General features: G+C 48.5%; 19 protein-coding genes, 1 tRNA gene and 2 pseudogenes. 14 read left to right on the forward strand and 8 right to left on the reverse strand.

Annotated elements, in window-relative coordinates; translation table 11 throughout:
- Positions 1-8 precede the first annotated feature (8 nt).
- The 4 genes from E4Z61_RS20260 to E4Z61_RS20275 all read left to right on the forward strand — a co-directional run bounded on the left by E4Z61_RS20260 (position 9) and on the right by E4Z61_RS20275 (position 3,352).
- Positions 9-236, forward strand: a complete 228-nt coding sequence (locus E4Z61_RS20260; RefSeq protein ID WP_135324278.1) for a hypothetical protein — start codon at positions 9-11, stop codon at positions 234-236.
- Positions 237-857: 621 nt separating this feature from the next.
- Complete coding sequence (locus tag E4Z61_RS20265) at positions 858-1,097, forward strand: hypothetical protein (RefSeq protein WP_135324279.1); 240 nt, start codon at positions 858-860, stop codon at positions 1,095-1,097.
- 318 nt (positions 1,098-1,415) lie between these two features.
- Positions 1,416-2,732 carry a tyrosine-type recombinase/integrase gene (locus tag E4Z61_RS20270; RefSeq protein ID WP_135324280.1) on the forward strand — a complete coding sequence of 439 codons (1,317 nt, stop codon included), beginning with the start codon at positions 1,416-1,418 and terminating at the stop codon, positions 2,730-2,732.
- A 5-nt stretch (positions 2,733-2,737) separates the two neighbouring features.
- On the forward strand, positions 2,738-3,352 hold the full coding sequence (locus E4Z61_RS20275; protein ID WP_240703835.1) for a Fic/DOC family protein: 615 nt from the start codon (positions 2,738-2,740) through the stop codon (positions 3,350-3,352).
- Here the strand turns inward: E4Z61_RS20275 and E4Z61_RS20280 are convergent.
- Entirely contained in the window at positions 3,349-3,507 is a 159-nt protein-coding gene (locus E4Z61_RS20280; RefSeq protein ID WP_135324281.1) for a hypothetical protein, read from the reverse strand. The genes E4Z61_RS20275 and E4Z61_RS20280 overlap by 4 nt on opposite strands.
- Before the next feature lie 317 nt (positions 3,508-3,824).
- Between E4Z61_RS20280 and E4Z61_RS20285 the strand changes: the two genes are divergently transcribed.
- The 4 genes from E4Z61_RS20285 (at position 3,825) to E4Z61_RS20300 (ending at position 7,699) form a co-directional block, all read left to right on the forward strand.
- Entirely contained in the window at positions 3,825-4,715 is an 891-nt protein-coding gene (locus tag E4Z61_RS20285; RefSeq protein WP_135324282.1) for a hypothetical protein, read from the forward strand.
- Between the two features lie 226 nt (positions 4,716-4,941).
- Positions 4,942-5,178, forward strand: coding sequence for a helix-turn-helix transcriptional regulator (locus E4Z61_RS20290; protein ID WP_135324283.1), 237 nt, complete (start codon positions 4,942-4,944; stop codon positions 5,176-5,178).
- A gap of 65 nt (positions 5,179-5,243) precedes the next feature.
- Complete coding sequence (locus E4Z61_RS20295) at positions 5,244-6,758, forward strand: YfjI family protein (RefSeq protein ID WP_135324284.1); 1,515 nt, start codon at positions 5,244-5,246, stop codon at positions 6,756-6,758.
- 284 nt (positions 6,759-7,042) lie between these two features.
- Positions 7,043-7,699 (forward strand): inovirus Gp2 family protein, encoded by a 657-nt coding sequence (locus tag E4Z61_RS20300; protein WP_240703836.1) that lies wholly within the window; start codon positions 7,043-7,045, stop codon positions 7,697-7,699.
- A 298-nt stretch (positions 7,700-7,997) separates the two neighbouring features.
- Here the strand turns inward: E4Z61_RS20300 and E4Z61_RS20305 are convergent, their stop codons facing one another.
- From E4Z61_RS20305 to E4Z61_RS20315, 3 genes are read right to left on the reverse strand one after another with little or no spacing between them, the layout of a single operon-like run.
- Complete coding sequence (locus E4Z61_RS20305; RefSeq protein ID WP_135324285.1) at positions 7,998-9,194, reverse strand: type VI immunity family protein; 1,197 nt, start codon at positions 9,192-9,194, stop codon at positions 7,998-8,000.
- Positions 9,195-9,205: 11 nt separating this feature from the next.
- The gene (locus E4Z61_RS20310) at positions 9,206-10,474 is read right to left on the reverse strand and encodes a VRR-NUC domain-containing protein (RefSeq protein ID WP_135324286.1); all 1,269 of its coding nucleotides are present in this window, start codon (positions 10,472-10,474) and stop codon (positions 9,206-9,208) included.
- Entirely contained in the window at positions 10,474-13,002 is a 2,529-nt protein-coding gene (locus E4Z61_RS20315; RefSeq protein WP_135324972.1) for a type VI secretion system Vgr family protein, read from the reverse strand. Before E4Z61_RS20315 ends, E4Z61_RS20310 begins: the two co-directional genes overlap by 1 nt.
- Before the next feature lie 411 nt (positions 13,003-13,413).
- Between E4Z61_RS20315 and E4Z61_RS20320 the strand changes: the two are divergent.
- From E4Z61_RS20320 to E4Z61_RS20335, 4 genes and pseudogenes are all read left to right on the forward strand, one after another.
- Positions 13,414-14,277: pseudogene (locus E4Z61_RS20320) on the forward strand (GTPase family protein).
- Positions 14,278-14,369: 92 nt separating this feature from the next.
- A complete protein-coding gene (locus tag E4Z61_RS20325; RefSeq protein ID WP_135324287.1) occupies positions 14,370-15,194 on the forward strand; it encodes a DUF932 domain-containing protein in 825 nt (274 codons plus the stop codon).
- Positions 15,195-15,402: 208 nt separating this feature from the next.
- Positions 15,403-16,080: a DeoR family transcriptional regulator gene (locus tag E4Z61_RS20330; RefSeq protein WP_135324288.1), complete on the forward strand. Its 678-nt coding sequence runs from the start codon at positions 15,403-15,405 to the stop codon at positions 16,078-16,080.
- Positions 16,081-16,099: 19 nt separating this feature from the next.
- Positions 16,100-16,440, forward strand: a pseudogene (locus tag E4Z61_RS20335) (TA system toxin CbtA family protein).
- Between the two features lie 149 nt (positions 16,441-16,589).
- Here E4Z61_RS20335 and E4Z61_RS20340 read toward each other — a convergent pair.
- Positions 16,590-16,665, reverse strand: a tRNA-Ile gene (locus tag E4Z61_RS20340).
- Positions 16,666-16,789: 124 nt separating this feature from the next.
- On the opposite strand from E4Z61_RS20340, the gene mug reads away from it, so the two are divergent.
- A complete protein-coding gene (mug, locus tag E4Z61_RS20345) occupies positions 16,790-17,296 on the forward strand; it encodes a G/U mismatch-specific DNA glycosylase (protein ID WP_135324289.1) in 507 nt (168 codons plus the stop codon).
- 46 nt (positions 17,297-17,342) lie between these two features.
- On the opposite strand, the gene rpoD is transcribed toward mug, so the two are convergent.
- The 3 genes from rpoD to rpsU form a co-directional block, all read right to left on the reverse strand.
- Complete coding sequence (rpoD, locus tag E4Z61_RS20350; RefSeq protein WP_135324290.1) at positions 17,343-19,187, reverse strand: RNA polymerase sigma factor RpoD; 1,845 nt, start codon at positions 19,185-19,187, stop codon at positions 17,343-17,345.
- Between the two features lie 273 nt (positions 19,188-19,460).
- On the reverse strand, positions 19,461-21,206 hold the full coding sequence (dnaG, locus tag E4Z61_RS20355; protein ID WP_135324291.1) for a DNA primase: 1,746 nt from the start codon (positions 21,204-21,206) through the stop codon (positions 19,461-19,463).
- 112 nt (positions 21,207-21,318) lie between these two features.
- Positions 21,319-21,534 (reverse strand): 30S ribosomal protein S21, encoded by a 216-nt coding sequence (gene rpsU, locus E4Z61_RS20360; RefSeq protein WP_001144069.1) that lies wholly within the window; start codon positions 21,532-21,534, stop codon positions 21,319-21,321.
- A gap of 235 nt (positions 21,535-21,769) precedes the next feature.
- Here rpsU and tsaD point away from each other — a divergent pair, with 235 nt between their 5' ends.
- Positions 21,770-22,783 carry a tRNA (adenosine(37)-N6)-threonylcarbamoyltransferase complex transferase subunit TsaD gene (tsaD, locus tag E4Z61_RS20365; RefSeq protein ID WP_135324292.1) on the forward strand — a complete coding sequence of 338 codons (1,014 nt, stop codon included), beginning with the start codon at positions 21,770-21,772 and terminating at the stop codon, positions 22,781-22,783.
- The last annotated feature ends 11 nt before the right edge of the window (positions 22,784-22,794 follow it).

Genomic DNA, 22,794 nt, shown 5'->3' on the forward strand with positions numbered 1-22,794 from the left:
AGAAGACTATGCCGCGCCAGCATACGCCAACAGAACTGAAGGAGTTATTAAAGGGAACGAAAGCCACCTTTATAATGCTTTTTTTTAGTTGTGTTATCAATATGCTTATGCTGGCGCCTGTAGTTATATATGTTACAGGTCGATCAAGTCTTCAACGTGTTGTTGGTCAGGTAGAATGCTCACTTTTTTGGGGGGATCCTGGTGGCGATGGTTGTAGTAAAATGTCGGTTTTGTGAGAAAGCGAAGTCCGTCAAAAAATACGGAACCAGGAAAGGAGGTCGCAGACTGCTACGCTCAATTCGCTGGATAAATAAATCACTAAATTTAGCGAGTCATTTTTCAATACATTACAACTAAAGTACTAAAATAGTCTGTTATTTTGCAATAGATACTTCTTCGCACCTATCATAAATATATAAGTCGGTAAAAACAGAGCATTGGGCAATGGATTGTTGCGAGTTTATTTTAGAAAAATAAGTAAATATTGATCTGATAACTCATAATTTTTAGGAGATAAATAATGTCAATTACTCGATAGGTTTTATTCCTAAAGAACTAAATCTTGGGGTCAGTCCAGCAAGTCAGCAAACCATGTTATCTCTCATTGGCAATCCGTGAGCTCTATATAGCTCGGAATGCCAGAACCCTGCTAACCCGCGTATTTCAGCACAAATGGTAACAGCTGAAATTAGCCGTCTGAAGGTGACTGGTCTGGATATAGCAGTTAAATCCTTGAATGAAGTTATGTCCGATATCGAGAAAGAGGTAATCATGCAGGTTTACCCGCCGCTGTAGTGCGTTTAGTGTCACCTTTGCTTGTACTGTGTTTATATACAGAATGAAGAGGAGGTGTGGTCATGGCCCGCCAAAGCGATATCCCTGCTGCGTTCCTCGTGGCTATCCAGGTGAGCGCGAAAGGCTACCAGTTTTTGCACACGCGTGATTTTATTCGCGAGTTGCGCGCACGGGGTTGGCATTATTCCGAAAGTGAGGCGAATCAGTGGATCGAGAGATATCAGTGCGATTTTGTTTATAAAACCGCGCAGGAAACGGAAAACCGGCATTGGATACTGAGAAACATGGGGTGGGTGTGGTAGCGCCGGAAATATTCCCGGCATATCCCCAGAAAAACAAAAGGAGCTACGTTTTTAGCGTAACTCCTTGTTTTATTTGGTGGCCCCTGCTGGACTTGAACCAGCGACCAAGCGATTATGAGTCATAAAATTGGCATGTTTTTAATTGTTCGTCATTGTCTCTATTCGTATTTTTAATTGTCTATAATCAATCAGTTATGAAGTTGTTTTTGTTTCTGATTGGTTCTCTCATTTCCCCATTGTACTATCCTTACCTGACCCGTTACCTGACCCGAAATGGGCATCGGGTCAGGTAACGCTTATCCTTAGAAAGGTAAACTCATGGCCGCTAATCTTACCGAGACTGCTATACGTGGATTGAAGACAAAAAGCACGGCGTACTACGTGTGGAGTAACAGCGCTCAACGTGGTACTGGCAGGCTTGGCGTTAAGGTTCAGCCTTCAGGCAGCAAAGTTTTTTATTTCCGTTACTACGTTGAGAAAGGGAAGAAAGAGAAGTTCATCCAGTTGGGCATCTGGCCTGAGATGAAACTGGTGACGGCCAATGAGCTGGCGAAAAAGTATGGTGCCTGGCTTGTTGAAGGAAAAGAGCCCCAGCAAGAGCTTGAGCAACAGCGCCTGGCCGAACAGCACATCATGCAGATCCATCGTTCTCAAGGATCGTTTGAAGAACTGGTGCATGGCTACGTTAACAAGATGAAGCTCGACAACAAGCGGACCTGGGCCGATGTCCTGAAGCGTCTTGAAAAAGAGTGCTACACGGTTATCCCTCGAGAAACCAAAGCGAAGGATGTAACACCTCTGCAGATCAAAACCATCCTCTCAGGCATTATCCAGCGTGATGCGGTGGTGCATGCTAACCGGATTCGCTCGTATCTGATGGCAGCATTTAACTACGGCTTAAAAGCCGATAACGATCCGATGAATACCAGCGTGGGTATTACGTTCGGTCTTGAAGTAAATCCGGTATCGGCCATACCAAAACAGTCTTCGGCGGAAAAAGTGGGTGATACATGGTTAACGCTGGAAGAGCTACGTTTTGTCATGGAGCAGTTCGCTCAGGCAACTAACGTTGGGCCACTGATGCAGCATCTGATTCGCTTCTGTGTTTATGCTGGTGGGCAGCGTCCGTTTGAAATGATTGCCAGCCAGTGGAGCGCGATTGACTGGCAGCAAAAGACGCTCCTAGTCATTGCCGATGTATCGAAAAACAAACGGGAGCACCTGATCCCGCTGACTGAATCGGCATTAAGTGAATTAGCCTCAGTGAAAGAACTGACTAAGGAAAGTAACAGCCCCTATATCTTCCCGCTCTCGACGAACGGCGAACGACCGGTGCGTACCGATAGTCTGGCGCGTTCCATCATGTATTTCCGGGCTTTTAATCCTGAGTTTAAAGTTTTCACGGCGCGAGATTTACGTCGCACCTGTAAAACGTTGATGGGGGAGGCGGGGATCAGCAAAGAGATCCGCGACCGTATCCAGAATCACGCTTTGAACGACGTTAGCTCGAAACACTATGATCGTTATGATTACCTGACTGAAAAGCGCAGGGCGCTTGAGATCTGGGAAGATCGGATTAACAACTATCAACGACAGCAGGAAAATAACGTTGTGAATTTGTTTGGACGGAGGTAAAGGCCTTGCCAAAATATGAGCTTAATTCAGCAGAAGAGCGGTATCAGCCAGGCTCTAACGACCTAGTGCTTGCCAATAAGCTGGGGATCATTGACGAGCAGGAAATGGAGGCGCTGGAGTCTGGCTTGCTGCTGATGCTGTATGAGCAGCTATTTATTGAGGGCCAGCCACCTGAGGTGCTGGCTTTTGAGCACATCAGTAGGTGGCATCGCCAATGGCTAGGGAATGTGTACGACTGGGCGGGGAGGCTGCGTAATGCCAACTTGACTAAGGATGGATTTCAGTTTGCTGCTGCCGACAGGATTCCGCTTCTTCTTGATGGTTTCGAGAAGCGGTTTCTCTCCAGGTCTGGTGAACTGAAATCTCTGTCTCGTCCGGATCTGGTCAATTATCTGGCTGAATGCCACGTGGAGTTTATTTTGATCCACCCATTCAGAGAAGGTAACGGGCGTCTGTCGAGACTGCTTTGTGATGTGCTGTCGGTTCTGGCAGGGAAGGGCTTACTGGATTACAGCTTATGGGATGAGCACAAGGCGTTTTACTTCAAGGCAATACAGGCAGGCGTATCAGGGAACTATGGTCCCATGCTGCAAATAGTGGGCGATATTTTGCCCGATTAACGGGCGAGGCCAACGGCTTTCGCCAGTGCCTGATTTCGTTTAAGTTGCTGCTCAATTTTTTGTACAGATACGCCAGTTTCGATCGCGGTTGAGCTGGCAACGGAGCGATAAATCTGGGCTTTTGTAACTTGCGCGGATGTTGATTGACTACTCATTTGAGAATTCCTTATGCTACCTAGCTATAATAGTGGTACAGGCTAAGTCTGGCAAGGTTTCTGATAGTATTGTAACACTTATAATTACAACATATTCGATTAGAAAAATTTAATAATTATTCGATAATTATTGATCCTGCTCAGATTACTTCTTTAGCCCACCTCAGTATCTCTATGCAATCTGTTAAATGTGACACATGTAAAAAACTCTAATGTGAATGGCTTTTTAGTGCTGTACTAATCGAATATCAATTGCGATGATAGCAATGAGTCAAAAGTACGACAGAAATTAAGTCCTCTAGTGTTGGGAGTTGATAATGAAGTCTTTCTATTCTTTATCCGAGGTTGTTGATAGAATTGATCTGGATATTGATTTTTTTATTAGTCAGTGGATGATAGGAAAGCTTTATCTTTTTATCCATTTTGATGGTGAACAATGTACGTTAAGGCATTGTCGCGAAAACAATGATGATTTTAAATATAATGTCATTAATGGAGCTGATCTCTTTCAGCATGAAAATAGTCCGCTTCATGAATACTTGGGGTTTATACCTGAAAAGAACTTAGAAAATCATTTTAAATGTAAATTTTATCATGAGTGGTCTATTCGTTTCTTTAAAGGATATAACGAGTATAGATACAATGGTATGGCATATGGTTACTGGCATATAAGACCAACAAAGACTACACATTTTAACCGTACACAGTACTTACTATCAGATAAAGAAAATTATGATAATTTAAAAAATAAATCCGGGGTTGTTTTTGCATCTCCTTTTTATAATGCAGATTATGATTATTTAATTTTCAATACACCGGTGACAATAAAAATAAAAAATCTTTATATAGAAAGAGAAACTGTAGATTTATTATTTAATGAAGTAATATCAGAATCAGTTGTTGAGGATGCTGGCAGCGTTAATTCTCATGGGGAAGATGAAAATAAAATTTCGTTTTACTATCCACCAAATAGTAGATTTGCATTATACATCCTAATAAATGAATGCTTTGCTAAAAATGGAACGATTACTCCAAGTAAAGTTGCTTGGTTTTTTAAAGAAAAAGGTATTTCAATAAACCAGTCAACGGTAAAAGGATGGTTGGATAATCCTCCTGCCGAACGTAATATAAAGTTTCGAGAAAAAATAGAGATAAAGAGATGCTGCATATCCTACTGCATGATCTTTTTAACGATAAAAGATTTTTAAGAAATCCCTCTGCAGTTGCAGAAACATTAACCGAAAGAGCACAATCGAATCCTTACAATTTTAATGTGGTTTTTTCTTCCGAGGAGGTTTGTAACTGGTTGAAAACAAATAAAAAATAACAAGTGTGCTTCTTGCTAAGCACTTACTAAGCTTTAGCAAGAGGTGTAGCACTTTTTTTTAAACCTCTCATAGTTCATTCTTCTTCTGCCAAAACGAAGGAGTCAGAATGGATACAATATTTATCAAACCTACATCTCAACAGCGGCTACAGGTCTTAAAAGATTACGGTGAGCCTTGTGACCGACTCGTTAGAGAGAAAGAACGTCAATACATTACTTCTGTATCACGTTCAACTGCCTGGAAGCTTGAACGCTCAGGCCTGTTCCCCCAACGTAAAATGCTTGGGGCTAAGTCATGTAGTTGGTTACTTAGCGATCTACTTTACTGGATAAACGAAAAGTAGTGGCTATACACATCCTAATTCATCATTTATTTTTTTTTGCCAAAAATAGAGGATAGATACCATGCATGTCTAAAGGAAAAAAGTCTAAGAAAAATGAAGATCTCTGCTTGGAGTTTCAGACACTCCCCACTTTTGCACAACGGTTAATAAGCTACATACATTATAAAACAGGAGCCGCCGCCGAACTTATTTTAATAGTATTACTTGGGATAATGGCACTTGCCTGCCAGGACAAATTTGATGTTCAGCTTAAAAATGGGAGAACCTTTACATCACTTTATCTCATGCTATTGGCACGCTCAGGTAGCAGGAAATCAACGGTATTCAGATTGTTGATGGAGGAAATTCATCAACTGGAAAAAGAGCTGCGAAATGATTTTCTGTTAAAAGAGAAAATTTATAAGCTTAAGCTAGTATCCTGGGAAACCGAGCTAAAAGAGCGTAAAAAGCAATTTAGCAAAGCTGTTCGTCAGAAGGCTGATGTAACTGAAGCACTTGAGGAATTGGAGGAGTGCCAAATGAGAAAACCATCAGTCCCAGAAAGAAAGTATCTTACTAAAAACGATTCAACAAGTGAGGGACTTAAAAAGGCATTAGCGCTGGGCTCTCCATCATTGATGCTTGGTTCTGATGAAGCCGGAGGGGTGTGTGACAGCAATCTTTTTCGCAATATATCAGTTCCCAACTCTCTTTGGGGAGAAGGGAGAATCTCTGACAGCAGAGCATCTCGTGACAGCTACGATGTTGATGATGTCCGGCTGACCGTATTGCTGTTGTTACAGCCTGAATTATTTAACGACTTTATAAGTAAGCAGGGGAAAAAATTAAGAAACTCAGGATTCTTAGCCCGTTTATTATTGATTGATCTGGAGCAACTCCCTGAACTATGTGACATCCCTGAAGCGTGTTCATGGCCTGATGAACCAGGACTTGATGGTTTTTTCTCTATTATCGTAAAGCATTTGCAAGACGGGATAGAGCGTAGAGAAAAAAATGAAGAGCGTATCTGTATTACTTTATCTGTAGAAGCACAGGCTGTATGGGATACACAAAGCCAAAGAATTACAGAGCTTATGAAGCCAGGAGAGAGTCTGCACTACTATGATGATTTTGGTGCCAGATTTATGGAACAAACAACAAGAATCGCAGCAGTAATGCAAATGTTTATTACACCCGATTCATCGATAATTACTAAGGATACTTTTATGTCAGCATCTAAATTAATGCAATGGATTCTTAATCATTTAATCATTAAGGTTGATTCTACCCGAGAGCCTACAAGGGCTGAAAAATTAAAATGGTACCTTGAAGATAATCTTGTTAGTAATGGTTCTTACGACTTCAAAAAGAATGACCTCATTAAAAAAGGTCCATATTCGATCAGAAGTTCAGAAAAGCTGATGCCTACTTTAGAACAGCTTGAATCTGAAGGAGTAGTGCAATTATTCGAAAGGAATGGAATTAATTATGTAAAATTTATTGGTTCAATAATGGAACCTAAAAAACTTGCCGAGAAGACAAATGTTCCTTTAATAAACTCGGGATCAGTTGTAATGAATAAGCTCCCTATGCCTAAATAACTTCAGAGTGGTTTTATTTTTTATCTGATTAATGTTTTGACGTTAATGTCAGTAACACTGCGGCTTTCGTTTAAATTATTGCGGAGAACAATTCATGAGTTTACTTGGTATATGTAATATACCTTCATCAATGATCTAATCTTATACCTGCATCCCCCAACAGGGTTATATCCAACATCACGTGGGTAGCGTGAGGGCTACCCATTATCCAAAGATTATTATTTACATGCTTAAGGATTATTATGGAATCACAATATTAACTTACCAACGAAGAAACCGATAACTTGGTAGAAATAGCCTCCAGAAAGTATAGATCGCCTATTGACCTCAATATTCTCAACCCACTGCTTAACATGGTCTACGGCACACTGGAGCAGAATAACCGAATACTAGGTATTCGTACTGACTCGAGATTCGCCCAGTCTCATGTACCAGGAGAGCCTGATCTACCAATATGCTTCCAGCGAGATGATCCGCAGGCAATTACTCGCTTCTTCGAGTCACTGAAAAGTCAGTTACGGGGGGATCATAACCGGTCCAGGAGACTAGGTAATCCGACGTTGCCATCTTATGGGTGGTGTAGGGAACGTGATACAAGCGAGCATCCCCATTACCACCTGATGTTGTTGTTTAATGCAGATGTGTATGGGTACCTGGGCAATTACCAAGAACTCAATGCTAAAAATATGGCAACCCGAATACAGAAAGCCTGGTGCAGTGCTGTAGGGCTTGCTCACGAAGATTACGCAACATTAACTGAATTTCCACCAAATGCTGTTTATAGGTTTAGCATCTTCGATGCTTTGGATCGTAACCCAGTCTACTGGGATTTCCTGATTCGACTGGCGTACTTGGCCAAAACCAGAACCAAGGATACCCACAGCAGCAACCGTAACTTTGGCACAAGCCAGTGTCCCCGCTTAAGCGGATTAGCCTGTTAATAGCACTCTGGGTGAGGTATTTATCCTCACCCTTGCTATTAACATAATTGATACATTTCTCGGTAAAAAATTCGATGCTGTGTCTCGGTACCCTGCTACAGCTGCTACATGTAGCAGCTGTAGCAGTCCTCAGAGAAAGAGGCTAAATATTTTCCGCAAGCAATTACCCCATCGGTGTATCTGGAATTTACGAGCTTATACTAATAACGCATCTCGTGAGAGAGATTGTAATTACGTTTACGATTATATTGTTCGGTAACTAATTTGATGGCCCCCTCTGCGTGAGAAGGCCTTATTGTTATTCAGGTAGAACAAATACACTTCCTTTGTCATCCCGCTTCAGTAGCTTCCAGTTGGCTCGATGCTGCTTACCATGCTTGTCCTCAAAGGGCGGCATTTTTTGTCCTTCGCGGGTCTGAATATATTGGGTAGTACCATTAACAATCGTGGCCCATTGTCCCGCATAAGGTGAAATTTCATCCGTCCAGCGTGTAATACGCTCAGGGTCTTTCGCTGCCGGAATAGTGGCAAGAGACGGAAGCTCTACATCAAAGCGGGCCAGCCATCTGGCAGTGGAATTATCATCAAAACGAATTTCACCGGCAATCGATCCATATCCCAAGCTACCAATTTCTGGTGCTCTAATAGGTTTCAGTACATTATTCACTTTGACATAAAGTTCAGGGTAAGGATTATCATTCACCCAGCCTAATTCGGGCCATTCACCGGCCCGGATGATGACCCCACCGTTATAAGGCGTAATGTTAATAGCGGGGTTACTGAGCGTACTACGCAGATAAGACATTCCACCCAATTTTTCCAGCCATTCATTATTGAAAAATGTTTGCCAATTAATGGTTCGAAACCCATTCCTTAATCGCTTATCCGTCAACCCTCCAGGTATGTCGACGCCAAGAAATTCTTGCCCAATGTCATACTCCAGATGTTGATATCGTTCTTCTTCGTAGCATTGCTGAATACCTAACCCCATCAGGCCATGGATGGGTTGCAGAACGGAACAAAAATGGCTTAGTAACTTTTCAAGGTTACTTTTGTCTTTTAATTCTGACACTGGTAGTGAGAAGCCAAAGCAACTAACTCGCTTATGAACTGATTCATACCAGCCTGCTGGTGAATTTACATTGACAGAGTAGTCGCTGGCGAAACGAAAACCTTTATCTGAATACCATTTGAAATCAATGTCATCACCAAAACTGTTGGCGATCGCTTCTTTAAATTCTTTAGGTGATATAGCACTGTAATCCATGTCTTTATTCGGATCGTCAATATATCCCCACTTCAGTTTCTTGCCGAATTCATTGTGGTAAAGCTGATACGCCTCGGCAATGCGTGCCCGGTTTTCCCTGGTATAGCCTTTATCCAGATAAAACCACGCCACTAAGCCGACCTGTAGCGCGTTGTGGCGCTCTGAGTCTTCCTCCGCACCATAAGTAAATTCGTATTCGGCCTGCTTAAACTTATCAAAAAAATCCATGTGTTAGCTCCTTAATCAGGCCACCAGACAAAATCCTGGCGTGGCTTCAAATTCATTGAGGATGAAGTGGGTTGCTGGCTATCAGGCTCCGCAGCCGTTGCCATATTTAGGCTACCCGCCGGAAGCAGAAAGGTGGCTGCCGTTCTGGTATATTGCACCATCGTACCGGCAATGGCTCCCGTCAGGCTTTCACCTGCCGCTATCGCGACTGAACCTGCGCCCGCTGTGGCAGGAATGACGACCATTGGCCCCACAAGTAAAGCGCCAAGGAAACCAGCAGCACGTTCTTGGTCGCTTGCCTCTTGCGCCATTTCTCCCGCATCCCGCTGCGGCTTTAGTGTATGTACCGTCATGCCTGCAGGTGGCACCCAGTAATCCCCCGCCAGCTGGTTAAAGTGGTTTTGTACCTGACGAAACTCCTGCTCCATTTCTCCTTCCAGCAGATGATAAGCAGGGACATCAGGGCGGATGCAGATTTTTTCTGTCTCTCCCAGTGCATCAGCCACGGGCTTGTAAACCGGCTCCTGCACCGAGTCCCGTATCCATTCGCGTTTGCGCTTATCGTCTACCTGACAGACATCGGTTTCCATTAAGCGAAAGTTATCCCGAACTCCGGCAATATCTTCATATGCACGTTGTTGTTGTATCGATAAATAATCACCAGGAAACTTAATCTCAATCACCGTATGAATATTGCCCTGACTGAAAGCCGGTTTCCCGGTCAGGCTGACATCCTTAAGACGAATCACATCGGGTATCCGAAAGCTTCCCTTTCGTTTAAGCACCACGTCCAGCGCATCATCCAGCACAATGTCACTTGTGCCTGGGGCTGGCAGCGTTTCCAGCTCATCCCGCGTCAGCAGTTCGATAATGCGTTCCAATTTCCCTTCGGCCATCTCCCTCAGACGGCCTTCCAGCCCCTGTTTTATCAGGCTATATTGCGACAGTGGAAAGCTGCTCGGCCAGTTGGGGCGAAGTTTGCTCATCAACGGGGCCGGAGGCTGTACGGTCATGTCATAACCCACTTCCCCAATGTAGGGGAAATGAAAATTGAAATTCCGGTCATCCTGCCGAATCAGCCGGGTCACTTTACGCTGATACATTAACTGCCCGTCAGAGCGTTTCGCCGGATATTTCAGCGCATAGTTCACCTTCTCGCACAGATACCACAAATCCAGAGGGTTCGTGACTCTGGCAACGGTTCCGGTGGGTTCTTTTACCGTCGATGCCGTTTTTTTAGGCTCACCTGGCATACTGGCGGTTTTCTTCCCTGCAGCCATTAGCTTTCCTCCTTGTCGTTATCTGAAAAGTCGAGAGGCAGAGATGTACTGGCATCCCAGTAGCTGCCACAGAATAATTCTCGCCTGAACTGTTCCGGATGTGGTGTCAGTTCTATTTTTTCGCTCTGATGAGTCCACGCTCGCTGAGTTTGCCCATTATCGCTGGTTTTGCCGCTGAGCGTTGTGCCGGAGAAAGAGAGGGTATAAGGGAAGCCTGCTAATGGTTCATTCGTCTTCTGGTCGCGGAGGGTAAAAAATTCGCTGTAACCTTCCGCTATTGGCATTACAGGCATCTTTACCGCCATTGTAGCGGGCGCAGTCAGATGGGTGCGTTTAATCTTACGGGTGTAAGTGGTGTCTGTGCCGTATTCTATTTTCCCTTCTTCTATCCTCAGATAGCTGCCGCCACCAATTAACGTTACCCGTTTCTTCCCGGCAAACAGGATATCACCCATAGCGGTGATGCTGAGTTTCTGCTCTGCGCTCAGGTGCATTTCACCATTCTGCGCCTGCACTTCCACCGGTCCTTCGCTGGCAATGACGCTGAGTTTTCCTGTACGGGCAAACAGCCCTATTTTCTCGCCTACCATGATGGTGGTGTTACCCATAGAGCCAGTGCTGATATCGCCTCCTGCATTGACGGCAATATTTTCCGCTGCGGCAAGCTGCATATGCTCACCGCTGGTAAATGCTACGCCCTCCGGTCCATGGAAATGAATCATCCCGTTAAGCGGCTTCAGTCGTTTATTAAACATCGCTATCTGGCTGGCAATATCCGCTTCCAGCGCCTGTGCCTGTTCCGCTGCTGCGGCCAGAGCCTGTAACTGATTCTGGCAGATTTCAATTTCCCGTAGAGCGGTATCCATATCCAGTACCTCGCCTGCGGCTTTGGTCTGGCCGTCTGCGGTCACGAACAATCCTTTTGCCACACGGATCACACCGTGTTCGTCGGTACGCAATTCAAAACCGGAGCCCCGCTGTTTGCCCTGTTCATCAGTAATATGGCCCTGATTGAGTTGTGAAGCGCCATACGGGGTGGTCAGCGCAATATGCTCCTCACCGCGCAGGTCCTTCATTCGCAGCTCATTCCCCCCGGCAGTGCGCAGAATGTTCTGGCTGCGGTTGTCACGGGTAACGATGTCGGCGTGTTCTGAGTCGTGGAAGGCATTCGCAATATAAGGGCGGTCCGGATTGCCATCATGGAATGCCACGCCCACTTCAGCCCCGTCGACAAGCGGCATATGCCAGCCATACTCATCCCCGGCAAAAGGTTTCATCATACGCAACCACGGATAAGCGAATCCTGGCTCGCATTCTTCCAGATTAAAATCTATCCGCACCCGGTAACGACCGGATGCGTCAAGATGCGCATACGGATCATGCTTTTCACGGCTTTCCACCCGCCCCGGTATCGTGCCGTGAATTTCGGGACGAGAAATTTCAGCAGGGCGAAAACAGTATTCTTCCCGGTATGGCATTCCCCACACCGACACATGCAGACGGGAATCACGCGAACCGCGATAGGATGCAAAGGCGATAATCACTCCGTCTTGAAGGTCGCGCAGGTTTGCACCGACAGGGTCAATCACCATTCCCGGACTCAGCCAGTAAGCGTTGCTGAAAAGGTGAAGATAAGCGGATTTATTCAGCTCGCGCTCATGGCGGATGCGGGCATAGAAGGCTCCGCTTTCAGTTTCGGGCTCCGGGTCAGTATCATCTCCAGCTTTAAGGTAAGGCTCTGCATAACGATAATGCTCCCCCGTGGATACAGCAGGAGAACGCACAGAGACAGTGGCATCCATTGGCTCCAGTGCTGTGCGATGATTGTAATCGCCGGTCGATACCTTCGCCGTCACCACGTTATGCCAGGTGCGCACGCCCCAGCAGCAGAGTTCCGCGCCATCATACAGGCCGGAAGGTTCGTGATAGGGCAGGGCACCGTTAAAGATATAGTGAAGCTGGCTGTCCCCAAAGACGGTAACATCAAGCTCTGTGACGTCGTTCATCTCCTGACGAAACCAGATGCCCACCTCAGACAGAATGCGCTGAATAAACTCCAGGTCGGTTTCACGCCACTGGGTTATCAGCTCGCGAACAGGGTAAACACGCGAGAGGGTGAACTCAAAATCAGTCCCTTCCAGTCCATGTGAGCGCAATACCTGCTCCACCACTTCCGGTACAGAAAGAGCCTGATAAATAGCACAGCGGCGGGAGCGGGAGAGCAGACCAAGCCGGGATTCCAGAGTAACAGCGTAATGTGACTGGTCAGCACTGGTGGAAAGCCATTCAAGGCCGGTAATGATGCCATGAACAACCTTGCAGTCCCGCATATGGAAACTGGCGTATTTCAGCAGAACATCCTGGCCCTGAACTTGTTGTAAAGTAGTGAATTCGATACGCCACGAGAAAGGGCGGCTGAGACATTCGGTGCCCCGGAAACGTAACACATCGGGTTTTACCGGACTGTCGTTGATAGTGAGGCAATAAGAAGAGAGTGGGGAACTATCTGTAATCGCTGTTCTGTCCATCAACGTTGCACCTTCCTGGTTCTGGAATGTCGTCGCCATTCAAACGGCTAACACCTGGTTTTAGAAGGGTTAATTGTGTGATATACGAACAGGCTGGACAATCTTATTTTTGTACTCATTTATTGAACAGTATTTTCCCCCGGCTAAGCGGCAGACCCGCCCCCGCAAACCCTTACCTGAATCATTCCCCCGTGACAAAAAACACCTATAGGCGGTCGAGTCCTGCTGGCCTGAGTATTTAGCTCAAAATATGCAGAGCAAAGCCACAATCCTCAGCCAGCTTGAGGCTATCTGCCACGTGTAAAATTCCATCCCTCATTCCAAATGTTTTTAGACAGATATTATTCTGGTGAATCCCCCGCATCCTTAATGGATTGCGGGGCTTTTTGTTTTTCACACTGAGATCACTGTATGAATAAATTTGATGGTATTCAGGCCATTGAGAAACCGCTGGCTTCGCTTCCGCATCCTCTTCGCAACCACATTCTTGAACGTCTTCGTAACCTTATCCATTATGAACCGGTGATCGGCATTATGGGGAAAACAGGGGCGGGAAAATCGTCGCTGTGTAATGCCCTGTTTGCCGGAGAGGTGTCGCCGGTCAGCGATGTGGTGGCCTGTACCCGCGCCCCCCTGTGCTTTCGTTTGCAGGTTGGCGAGCGCTTTATGACTATTGTGGACTTGCCTGGTGTTGGTGAAAGCGAAAGTCGTGATGCGGAATATGCTGCACTTTACCGCAAGCAGCTTCCCCGACTTGACCTGGTGCTGTGGCTGATTAAGGCCGATGACCGGGCTCTGGCGGTAGATGAGCATTTTTACCGACAGGTGATTGGTGAGGCATACCAGCATAAGGTGCTGTTTGTTATCAGCTAGTCGGACAAGACTGAACCCACCAGCGGAGGAGAACGATTATCCACAGAGCAGAAGCAAAACATCAGCCGCAAAATCTGCCAGTTGCATGAAATCTTTCAGCCTGTAAACCCTGTCTGCGCGGTGTCGGTTCGTCAGCTGTGGGGGCTTAGGGTAATGGCCGAACGGATGATCCGTTGCCTGCCACGCGAGGCCAGCAGCCCGGTAGCGGTACAGCTCAGTGCGTCATTTCGTACCGATGCCGTTAATAAAAAAGCCTGTGACGATTTTGGGGAAACGGTCGGCTCGGTACTGGACACAGTAAGCTCCATGCCCCTGATACCGGCCCCGGTTCGGGCAATCATTCAGGCTGTACGCGACACCGTGGTGTCGGTTGCCCGTGCCGTCTGGAATTTCTTCTTCTGAATTCTTAGTAACTTAACCCGTTAATTCCTGAGCCCTGTCGCCTGTGCGACGGGGCTTTCTTCTATTGTTTTCCCGTTATGAGGAGTCTGCTTATGGCCCGTCTGGCTTCGCGCTTTGGCGCAGCAAACCTTATTCGTCGTGACAGTCCGTTAACCCGTGAAGAGTTGTTTCGGGTGGTGCCCAGTGTGTTCAGTGAGGAGAAGCATGCGTCACGCAGCGCACGGTATACCTGGATACCAACCATTACCGTTCTTGAAAACCTGCAGCGAGAGGGCTTTCAGCCCTTCTTTGCCTGCCAGACCCGAGTACGTGACCCAGGGCGTCGTGAGCATACAAAGCATATGCTGCGCCTGCGTCGGGAGGGGCAAATTACCGGCAAACAGGTGCCGGAAATTATTCTGCTCAACTCTCATGACGGCACCAGTTCGTACCAGATGTTGCCGGGATTATTCCGTGCGGTTTGCCAGAACGGGCTCGTCTGCGGTGAGTCGTTTGGCGAGGTGCGGGTGCCGCACAAAGGGGATGTGGTGAGTCAGGTGATTGAGGGGGCTTATGAAGTGCTGGGGATTTTTGACCGTGTGGAGGAGAAACGGGATGCCATGCAGTCACTGATGCTGCCGCCACCTGCACAACAGGCGTTGGCACAGGCTGCATTGACGTACCGTTTCGGAGAGGACCACCAGCCGGTGACAGTACCTCAGATACTCTCCCCACGCCGCTGGCAGGATGAGAGCAATGATCTGTGGACCACATACCAGCGTATTCAGGAGAACCTGATTAAGGGCGGGCTCAGTGGTCGGAGTGCAAAAGGCAGGCGAACGCATACCCGCGCCGTGCGTGGTATCGACGGAGATGTGAAGCTCAACCGGGCTCTTTGGGTGATGGCAGAAGCGATGCTGAGTGGGTTTCAGTCCTGAGCTTGTTATCAGAATGTTGGGAAAGGACAGTCCCTGTCCGTTTTACCTCCATTGAATTGAGTGTTTTTTCACCGCATTTCACGGTGTGCCGCGTCGGGCCTGCTTCCGGAGGCAGATAAAAAATAGTTCATTCCATGTCCATACCCTGTCCGCCCCCCTCTTTAGAATCATTTCATATTCAGTCAGTTAACTATTACGGAGATTTAAGATGACACAGGCAGAGCGCCGTCATGACCGGCTGGCTGTCAGGCTGTCACTGATAATCAGCCGCCTGGTTGCAGGTGAAACGCTGAACATGGCGCGGCTGGCTGCAGAGTTTGGTGTGTCAGTCCGTACCCTGCGACGGGATTTTCGCGAACGGCTGATGTACCTCGACCTTGAGTATCGACGGGGGCAATGCCGCCTGCGCAGTGCCGGTGGAGGCGTACAGGGCGAGCTGGATGCGCTGACCTTTGCTCACCGGGCAGGACTGGCCGATATTTTTCCGGGGCTGGACCGGCGTCTGGCGGGCATGCTGCTCACTGCAGGAGGGATGCCGTGTCTGGTATGGCAGCCGCCACAGTCTGTGTCCCCGGCCATCTCACTGGTGTTCTACCGTCTTGTCAGTGCCATAACCGCCTGTCAGCGGGTGCTGCTGTTGGCCGAGGGTGAGCGCTGTGACGGGCTGGCCCCGTACCGCCTGATATCACTCGACGGCTGCTGGTATCTCACTGGTGAACTTAACGGGCATATCACCGTGCATCCTCTGGCGACTATCCATGCGGTGACAGTTCTGAACACCACTTTTACCCCGCGAAAACGTCTCAGCCATTTAACCACACAGGCGGGCTTTACCCTTAGTAGTTGCGGCTACGTATACATCGCTGTTTATCCCACTCAACGCTAACTAATTCACGAGAGCAAGCATGAAAACTCTACCTGCTACAATTTCGCGGGCGGCGAAGCCCTGTCTGTCGCCCGTGGCAGTCTGGCAAATGTTACTGACACGCCTGCTGGAACAGCACTATGGCCTGACGCTAAACGACACGCCGTTCAGTGATGAAACTGTGATTCAGGAACACATTGATGCCGGTATCACGCTGGCTGATGCCGTGAATTTTCTAGTGGAAAAATATGAACTGGTTCGTATCGATCGCGGAGGGTTTAACTGGCAGAGCAATCCCCTTATCTTCGGGCGGTAGATATCCTGCGAGCGCGGCAGGCAACTGGCTTGTTGCGACGGAGCCGTAATAACGCTGTATCGTGAATATTACGGGCAGTACTACTGGTTTTCATCACTATCCGGTGATGCTTGCAGCAAGATGAAGAGGGCAGGGAGGTAATTGCTTACCTGACCCAAATTGCATCCAAAGAAAAAGGAGTTAGACGATTTCTCATCTAACTCCTTGTTTTATCTGGTGGCCCCTGCTGGACTTGAACCAGCGACCAAGCGATTATGAGTCGCCTGCTCTAACCACTGAGCTAAGGGGCCGTGGCGGTGGATTATAAAGTAACTCCGCGTAGCAATCCAGCCATAAGCGTACGGATGCTGTTTTTATAAACAATGTGTTTTCAGTCCGTTATACTTGTTTTCTGATGTATTGTTCGGAGTGATTATGGTTAAGGACATACTGGCGCCGGGGCTGCGGGTGGTTTTTTGCGGCATTAATCCGGGGCTCTCGTCGGCGGGTACGGGATTTCCCTTTGCGCATCCTGCCAACCGTTTCTGGAAGGTCATCCATCAGGCGGGATTTACCGATCGCCAGCTAAAACCAGAAGAGGCGCAACACCTGCTGGACTTCCGCTGTGGCGTGACCAAATTTGTCGACAGGCCGACGGTACAGGCCAATGAAGTAAAGCTACAGGAGATGCGTAGCGGTGGCCGTAACCTCGTTGAGAAGATAGAAGAGTATCAGCCTACGGCGCTCGCGATTCTGGGAAAGCAGGCGTTTGAGCAAGGTTTTAGCCAGCGTGGAGCGCAGTGGGGGAAGCAGTCGCTCACCATTGGTGCGACGCAGGTCTGGGTGTTGCCGAATACGAGCGGGTTAAGTCGCATTACGCTGGATAAGTTAGTGGCGGCGTACCGGGAGTTAGATGACGCTTTGGTCATGCGCGGGATGTAAATAAAAACGCCACCTTGCGGTGGCGTTGATGATTGTGCGGCGAGATTTAATCGTCGAGGAAGCTACGCAGCACTTCAGAACGGCTCGGGTGACGCAGTTTACGCAGCGCCTTCGCTTCAATCTGACGGATACGTTCGCGGGTAACGTCGAACTGTTTACCCACTTCTTCCAGCGTGTGGTCGGTGTTCATGTCGATACCGAAACGCATACGCAGAACTTTCGCTTCACGTGCTGTCAGGCCAGCCAGAACGTCGTGCGTTGCGGCACGCAGGCTCTCGGTGGTGGCAGAGTCCAGCGGCAACTCGAGTGTGGTATCCTCGATGAAATCACCCAGATGCGAATCTTCATCGTCGCCGATCGGCGTTTCCATGGAGATAGGCTCTTTGGCGATCTTCAGCACTTTACGGATCTTGTCTTCCGGCATCAGCATGCGTTCAGCCAGTTCTTCTGGTGTTGGCTCACGACCCATTTCCTGCAGCATCTGGCGAGAGATACGGTTGAGCTTGTTGATAGTCTCAATCATATGCACCGGAATACGGATGGTGCGCGCCTGGTCTGCGATCGAACGAGTGATCGCCTGACGGATCCACCAAGTTGCATAGGTGGAGAACTTGTAACCGCGACGGTATTCAAACTTATCTACCGCTTTCATCAGACCGATGTTGCCTTCCTGAATCAGATCGAGGAACTGCAGGCCACGGTTGGTGTATTTCTTAGCGATAGAGATAACCAGACGCAAGTTTGCTTCAACCATCTCTTTTTTCGCACGGCGGGCTTTCGCTTCACCAATAGACATACGACGGTTGATGTCTTTAACCTGCTCGATGGTCAAACCAGTTTCTTCTTCAATCTGGCGCAGTTTCTGCAGCCCGCGATGGACGTCATCTGCCACGTCATGAAGTTTTTCAGACCACGGTTTGTTCATTGCGATTGCTGCGTTGAACCAGGTTTCGCTGGTTTCGTTGCCGGTGAACAGAGTAATGAAGTTTTTCTTCGGCATTTTGCACTGCTCAACGCAGAGCTTCATGATCAGACGTTCCTGAGTACGTACGCGGTCCATCATGACGCGCATGCTGTTTACCAGGTAGTCGAACTGCTTCGGCACCAGGCGGAACTGTTTGAACACTTCAGACAGCTTCTGAATTTCTTCCTGCGCGGCAGCATGGCTGCGGCCTTTCGCTTTGATAGTGTCGCGGGTCGTTTCGTACTGGGTACGCAGCTCACCGAATTTCTCACGCGCTAACTCAGGGTCGATGCTGTTGTCGTCATCGCTGCTGTCGTCGTCTTCTTCTTCATCTTCGTCTTCGTCGTCATCCATCTCTTCCTGAGAGAGTTCAGAACCAACGTGCGTCGCCGTTGGCGCCATGTCTTCTTCCGCGTTCGGATCGACAAAGCCGGTGATCAGATCGGAAAGACGCGCTTCTTCAGCTTCTACGCGATCGTACTGCTCAAGCAGGTAGGTGATGGCTTCCGGGTATTCGGCAACAGAGCATTGAACCTGGTTAATCCCGTCTTCAATACGTTTGGCGATATCAATTTCGCCTTCGCGGGTTAACAGTTCAACGGTACCCATTTCACGCATATACATGCGTACCGGGTCAGTTGTACGACCGATTTCGGACTCAACGCTGGACAGAACCTGGGCAGCCGCTTCTTCCGCGTCTTCATCGGTACTGTTGGTGTTTTCAGCAAGCAGCAGATCGTCGGCATCCGGTGCTTCTTCCATCACCTGAATACCCATGTCATTGATCATTTGGATGATGTCTTCGATTTGATCTGAATCGACGATATCTTCCGGCAGATGGTCATTGACCTCGGCATAGGTCAGATAGCCTTGCTCCTTACCACGTTGGACAAGAAGCTTCAGCTGTGACTGCGGGTTTTGCTCCATAAGACGGTATCCACACTTAATTCGTTTGATTGGTGTTGGGCGGTAAAACCGCCAACGGCAAAACGAGGGCATACTTATATTTTGCCGCTGCCTCTCCGTGCGGCTGTCGGGGGCTTCCCGAACGATATTCGGCAGTTAAGCCGTTAAATACTTCATCCTTCACGTTGTCTCTGCGTTAGCTGCGTTCTCTCATCCTGGTCATGTACTGATGTACGCTCCCAGGAGTTCGTTCACTTGCTGCCTTGATACAACGCGAATGATTTTGTCTTTCGCTTATTTTTTCGCCAGTTCCTGGTTTAGCGTCCAGAGTTCCCGGCGTTCTTCGCTGCTTAAACCGTGTGTGCGCTCACGAGCTATCAACTCTTCCTGGCGCAGTTCAAGCATTGAATCAAACATATGGTTGAGTGAGTCGGTGAAGGTTTTTTCCGCGATATCTTTATCTGCTATATCGTCCCACATCGACAGTTTTTCAAGGGTTGCAGCATCATTTGTGCCGCGATAGTGTTCTAACAGTTGTCCGGTGGTCAGACCTGGCTGAGCCAGACAAGTGTTGACCAGTTCTCTGAATAATCCAAGTCCGGGTAGTTTATTTTGATCCAGAGCGCCCAACGGCGGCACCAGAGGGGCTAAACCCGGGTTCTGTACCAGTAACCCTATAAGTATACGCATGGTCGTACGTTTTAGCTGTGGAACAGGACGGGAAGCCCCATTTTCTGCCAGTTTTGGCATTAAACGTTCAAGCTGGCTGTCATCCAGAATGCCGAGCTTGTTTCCCAACTCCTGTCGCAGATAAATGCGCAACGTTTCGCCCGGGACCTGAGTGATCAGTGGCAATGCCAGCGTACTGAGCTGTGCGCGTCCGTCCGGGGTACTCAAATCAACCTGTGGCAACAGGCTGTTAAACAGAAACGCGGAGAGCGGTAAGGCCTGCTCCATCCGGGTTTCAAAAGCATCTTTCCCTTCTTTACGCACCAGCGTATCGGGATCTTCGCCGTCAGGTAAAAACATAAAGCGTAGCTGGCGTCCGTCCGTCATATATGGCAGCGCGGTTTCCAGCGCGCGCCATGCGGCATCGCGTCCGGCCCGGTCACCGTCGTAACAACAAATCACGTGGTTCGTCGCACGGAACAACAGCTGGATATGATCGGCAGTGGTTGACGTCCCGAGGGATGCCACGGCGTAGTTAATGCCGTATTGTGCCAGCGCGACCACATCCATATAGCCTTCGACCACTAACAGGCGCTGTGGATCGGCGTTATCCTGCTGGGCTTCATAAAGGCCATACAACTGGCGGCCTTTATGGAAAATATCGGTTTCCGGGGAGTTCAGGTACTTCGGCAGGGCATCACCCAGCACACGTCCACCAAAACCAATGACCCGACCGCGTTTATCGCGGATGGGGAACATAACCCGTTCACGGAAACGATCGTAACTGCGTCCCTGATCGTTGGTAACCAGCATACCCGCGTCGATCAGCGCCTGACGGTTCTCAGGATTGCCACCAAACCGTTTCAGGACGTTGTCCCAACCGGGGGGCGCAAAACCAATAGCAAAACGGGTGATAACGTCGCTACTTAATCCTCGCTTTTCCAGGTACTGGCGCGCAGGGGTAGCGGCGGGCTGCATCAGAGACTGTTGATAAAAAGTGTTCAGGCCGTCCATCAATTGATAGAGACTTTGCCGTTGATGGCGCTCTATCTGACTGGGGCCATTGCCTGCTTCATAAGGCACTTCAAGGTTGTGCATTGCAGCCAGTTCTTCGACGGTTTCCACAAACTCGAGCTTGTCGTAGTTCATGAGAAAGTCGACGGCGTTGCCATGCGCGCCACACCCAAAGCAGTGATAAAACTGTTTTTCACCGTTTACGGTGAAAGATGGGGTTTTTTCGTTATGGAACGGACAGCACGCGTGATAATTCTTGCCCTGCTTTTTCAGCTTAACCCGCGCATCGATGAGATCGACGATGTCGGTTCTTGCCAGCAGGTCATTAATAAAAACGCGAGGAATTCGTCCAGCCATAAGCCCCTGTTTTTTTGATGACTTTAAACGAAAATAAGCCGCGCATTCCTTTCGGAAGCACGGCCTTACAACTACAACTCAGTCTGAATTGAGAGCCTCAGCCCTCAATAGATTAGTACAGACGAGTGCGGCGTGCGTTTTCGCGAGCCAGTTTCTTCGCGTGACGTTTCACAGCAGAAGCTTTAGCGCGCTTACGTTCGGTAGTCGGTTTTTCATAGAACTCACGACGACGAACTTCCGCCAGAACACCTGCTTTCTCGCAGGAACGCTTGAAGCGACGCAGTGCTACGTCGAACGGCTCGTTTTCACGTACTTTAATTACCGGCATGTAACTCTCACCTTTATAAATTCGGTTTGCCGCTGGCATCTACGCCAGCTTATTTCAAAATGGTGCGGAATTTTACTGCAATTGCTGCTGCTTTGTAAAGCACCGACGCGTTTTTGAAAGGGACTTTTATAAGGAAAGGGAGTATACACGAGGCTTCTTCCTTGGGCGAACAAAGTTTTACATCAACCCGCATTCGACCTACACTGCGCGGTATTAGAGCGAGGTAAAACAAGTCATGCGTGTACTGGGAATTGAAACATCCTGCGATGAAACCGGCATCGCCATTTACGACGATGAAAAAGGTCTTTTAGCCAACCAATTGTATAGTCAGGTGAAATTACACGCTGACTACGGTGGAGTTGTGCCTGAACTGGCTTCGCGCGATCACGTGCGTAAAACCGTTCCGCTGATCCAGGCGGCGCTGATTGAAGCAGGGTTAACGGCAAAAGATATTGATGCAGTGGCCTATACCGCAGGACCGGGTTTGGTCGGTGCACTGCTGGTAGGGGCGACCGTGGGGCGTTCTCTGGCGTTCGCATGGGATGTTCCGGCTATTCCGGTGCACCATATGGAAGGTCATTTGTTGGCACCGATGCTGGAGGATAATCCACCGGAATATCCGTTTGTGGCACTGCTGGTCTCCGGCGGACACACGCAGCTGATTAGCGTCACCGGCATTGGCCAGTATGAACTGCTGGGCGAATCGATTGATGATGCCGCCGGTGAAGCGTTCGACAAAACGGCCAAACTGCTGGGACTGGATTATCCTGGCGGTCCGATGCTGTCTAAGCTGGCGTCTCAGGGGGTAGAAAAGCGTTTTGTTTTCCCACGGCCGATGACCGATCGTCCGGGGCTGGATTTCAGCTTCTCTGGCCTGAAAACGTTCGCCGCAAACACCATCCGTAATAACGAAAATGACGATCAGACTCGTGCGGATATCGCCCGTGCATTTGAAGATGCGGTGGTCGATACGCTGATGATCAAGTGCAAACGCGCGCTGGATCAAACCGGCTTTAAGCGTCTGGTGATGGCGGGGGGGGTCAGCGCTAACCGTACTCTGCGGGCGAAGCTGGCGGAGATGATGCAAAAACGCCGTGGCGAAGTGTTCTATGCACGCCCGGAATTTTGTACCGATAACGGAGCGATGATTGCCTACGCGGGCATGGTGCGTTTTAAAGCCGGTGCGACGGCAGATCTTGGCGTCACTGTACGTCCACGCTGGCCGCTGGCAGAGTTACCGGCGGCGTAATGGAAAAAGGG

Source organism: Citrobacter tructae, from assembly GCF_004684345.1.
Taxonomy (GTDB): domain Bacteria; phylum Pseudomonadota; class Gammaproteobacteria; order Enterobacterales; family Enterobacteriaceae; genus Citrobacter; species Citrobacter tructae.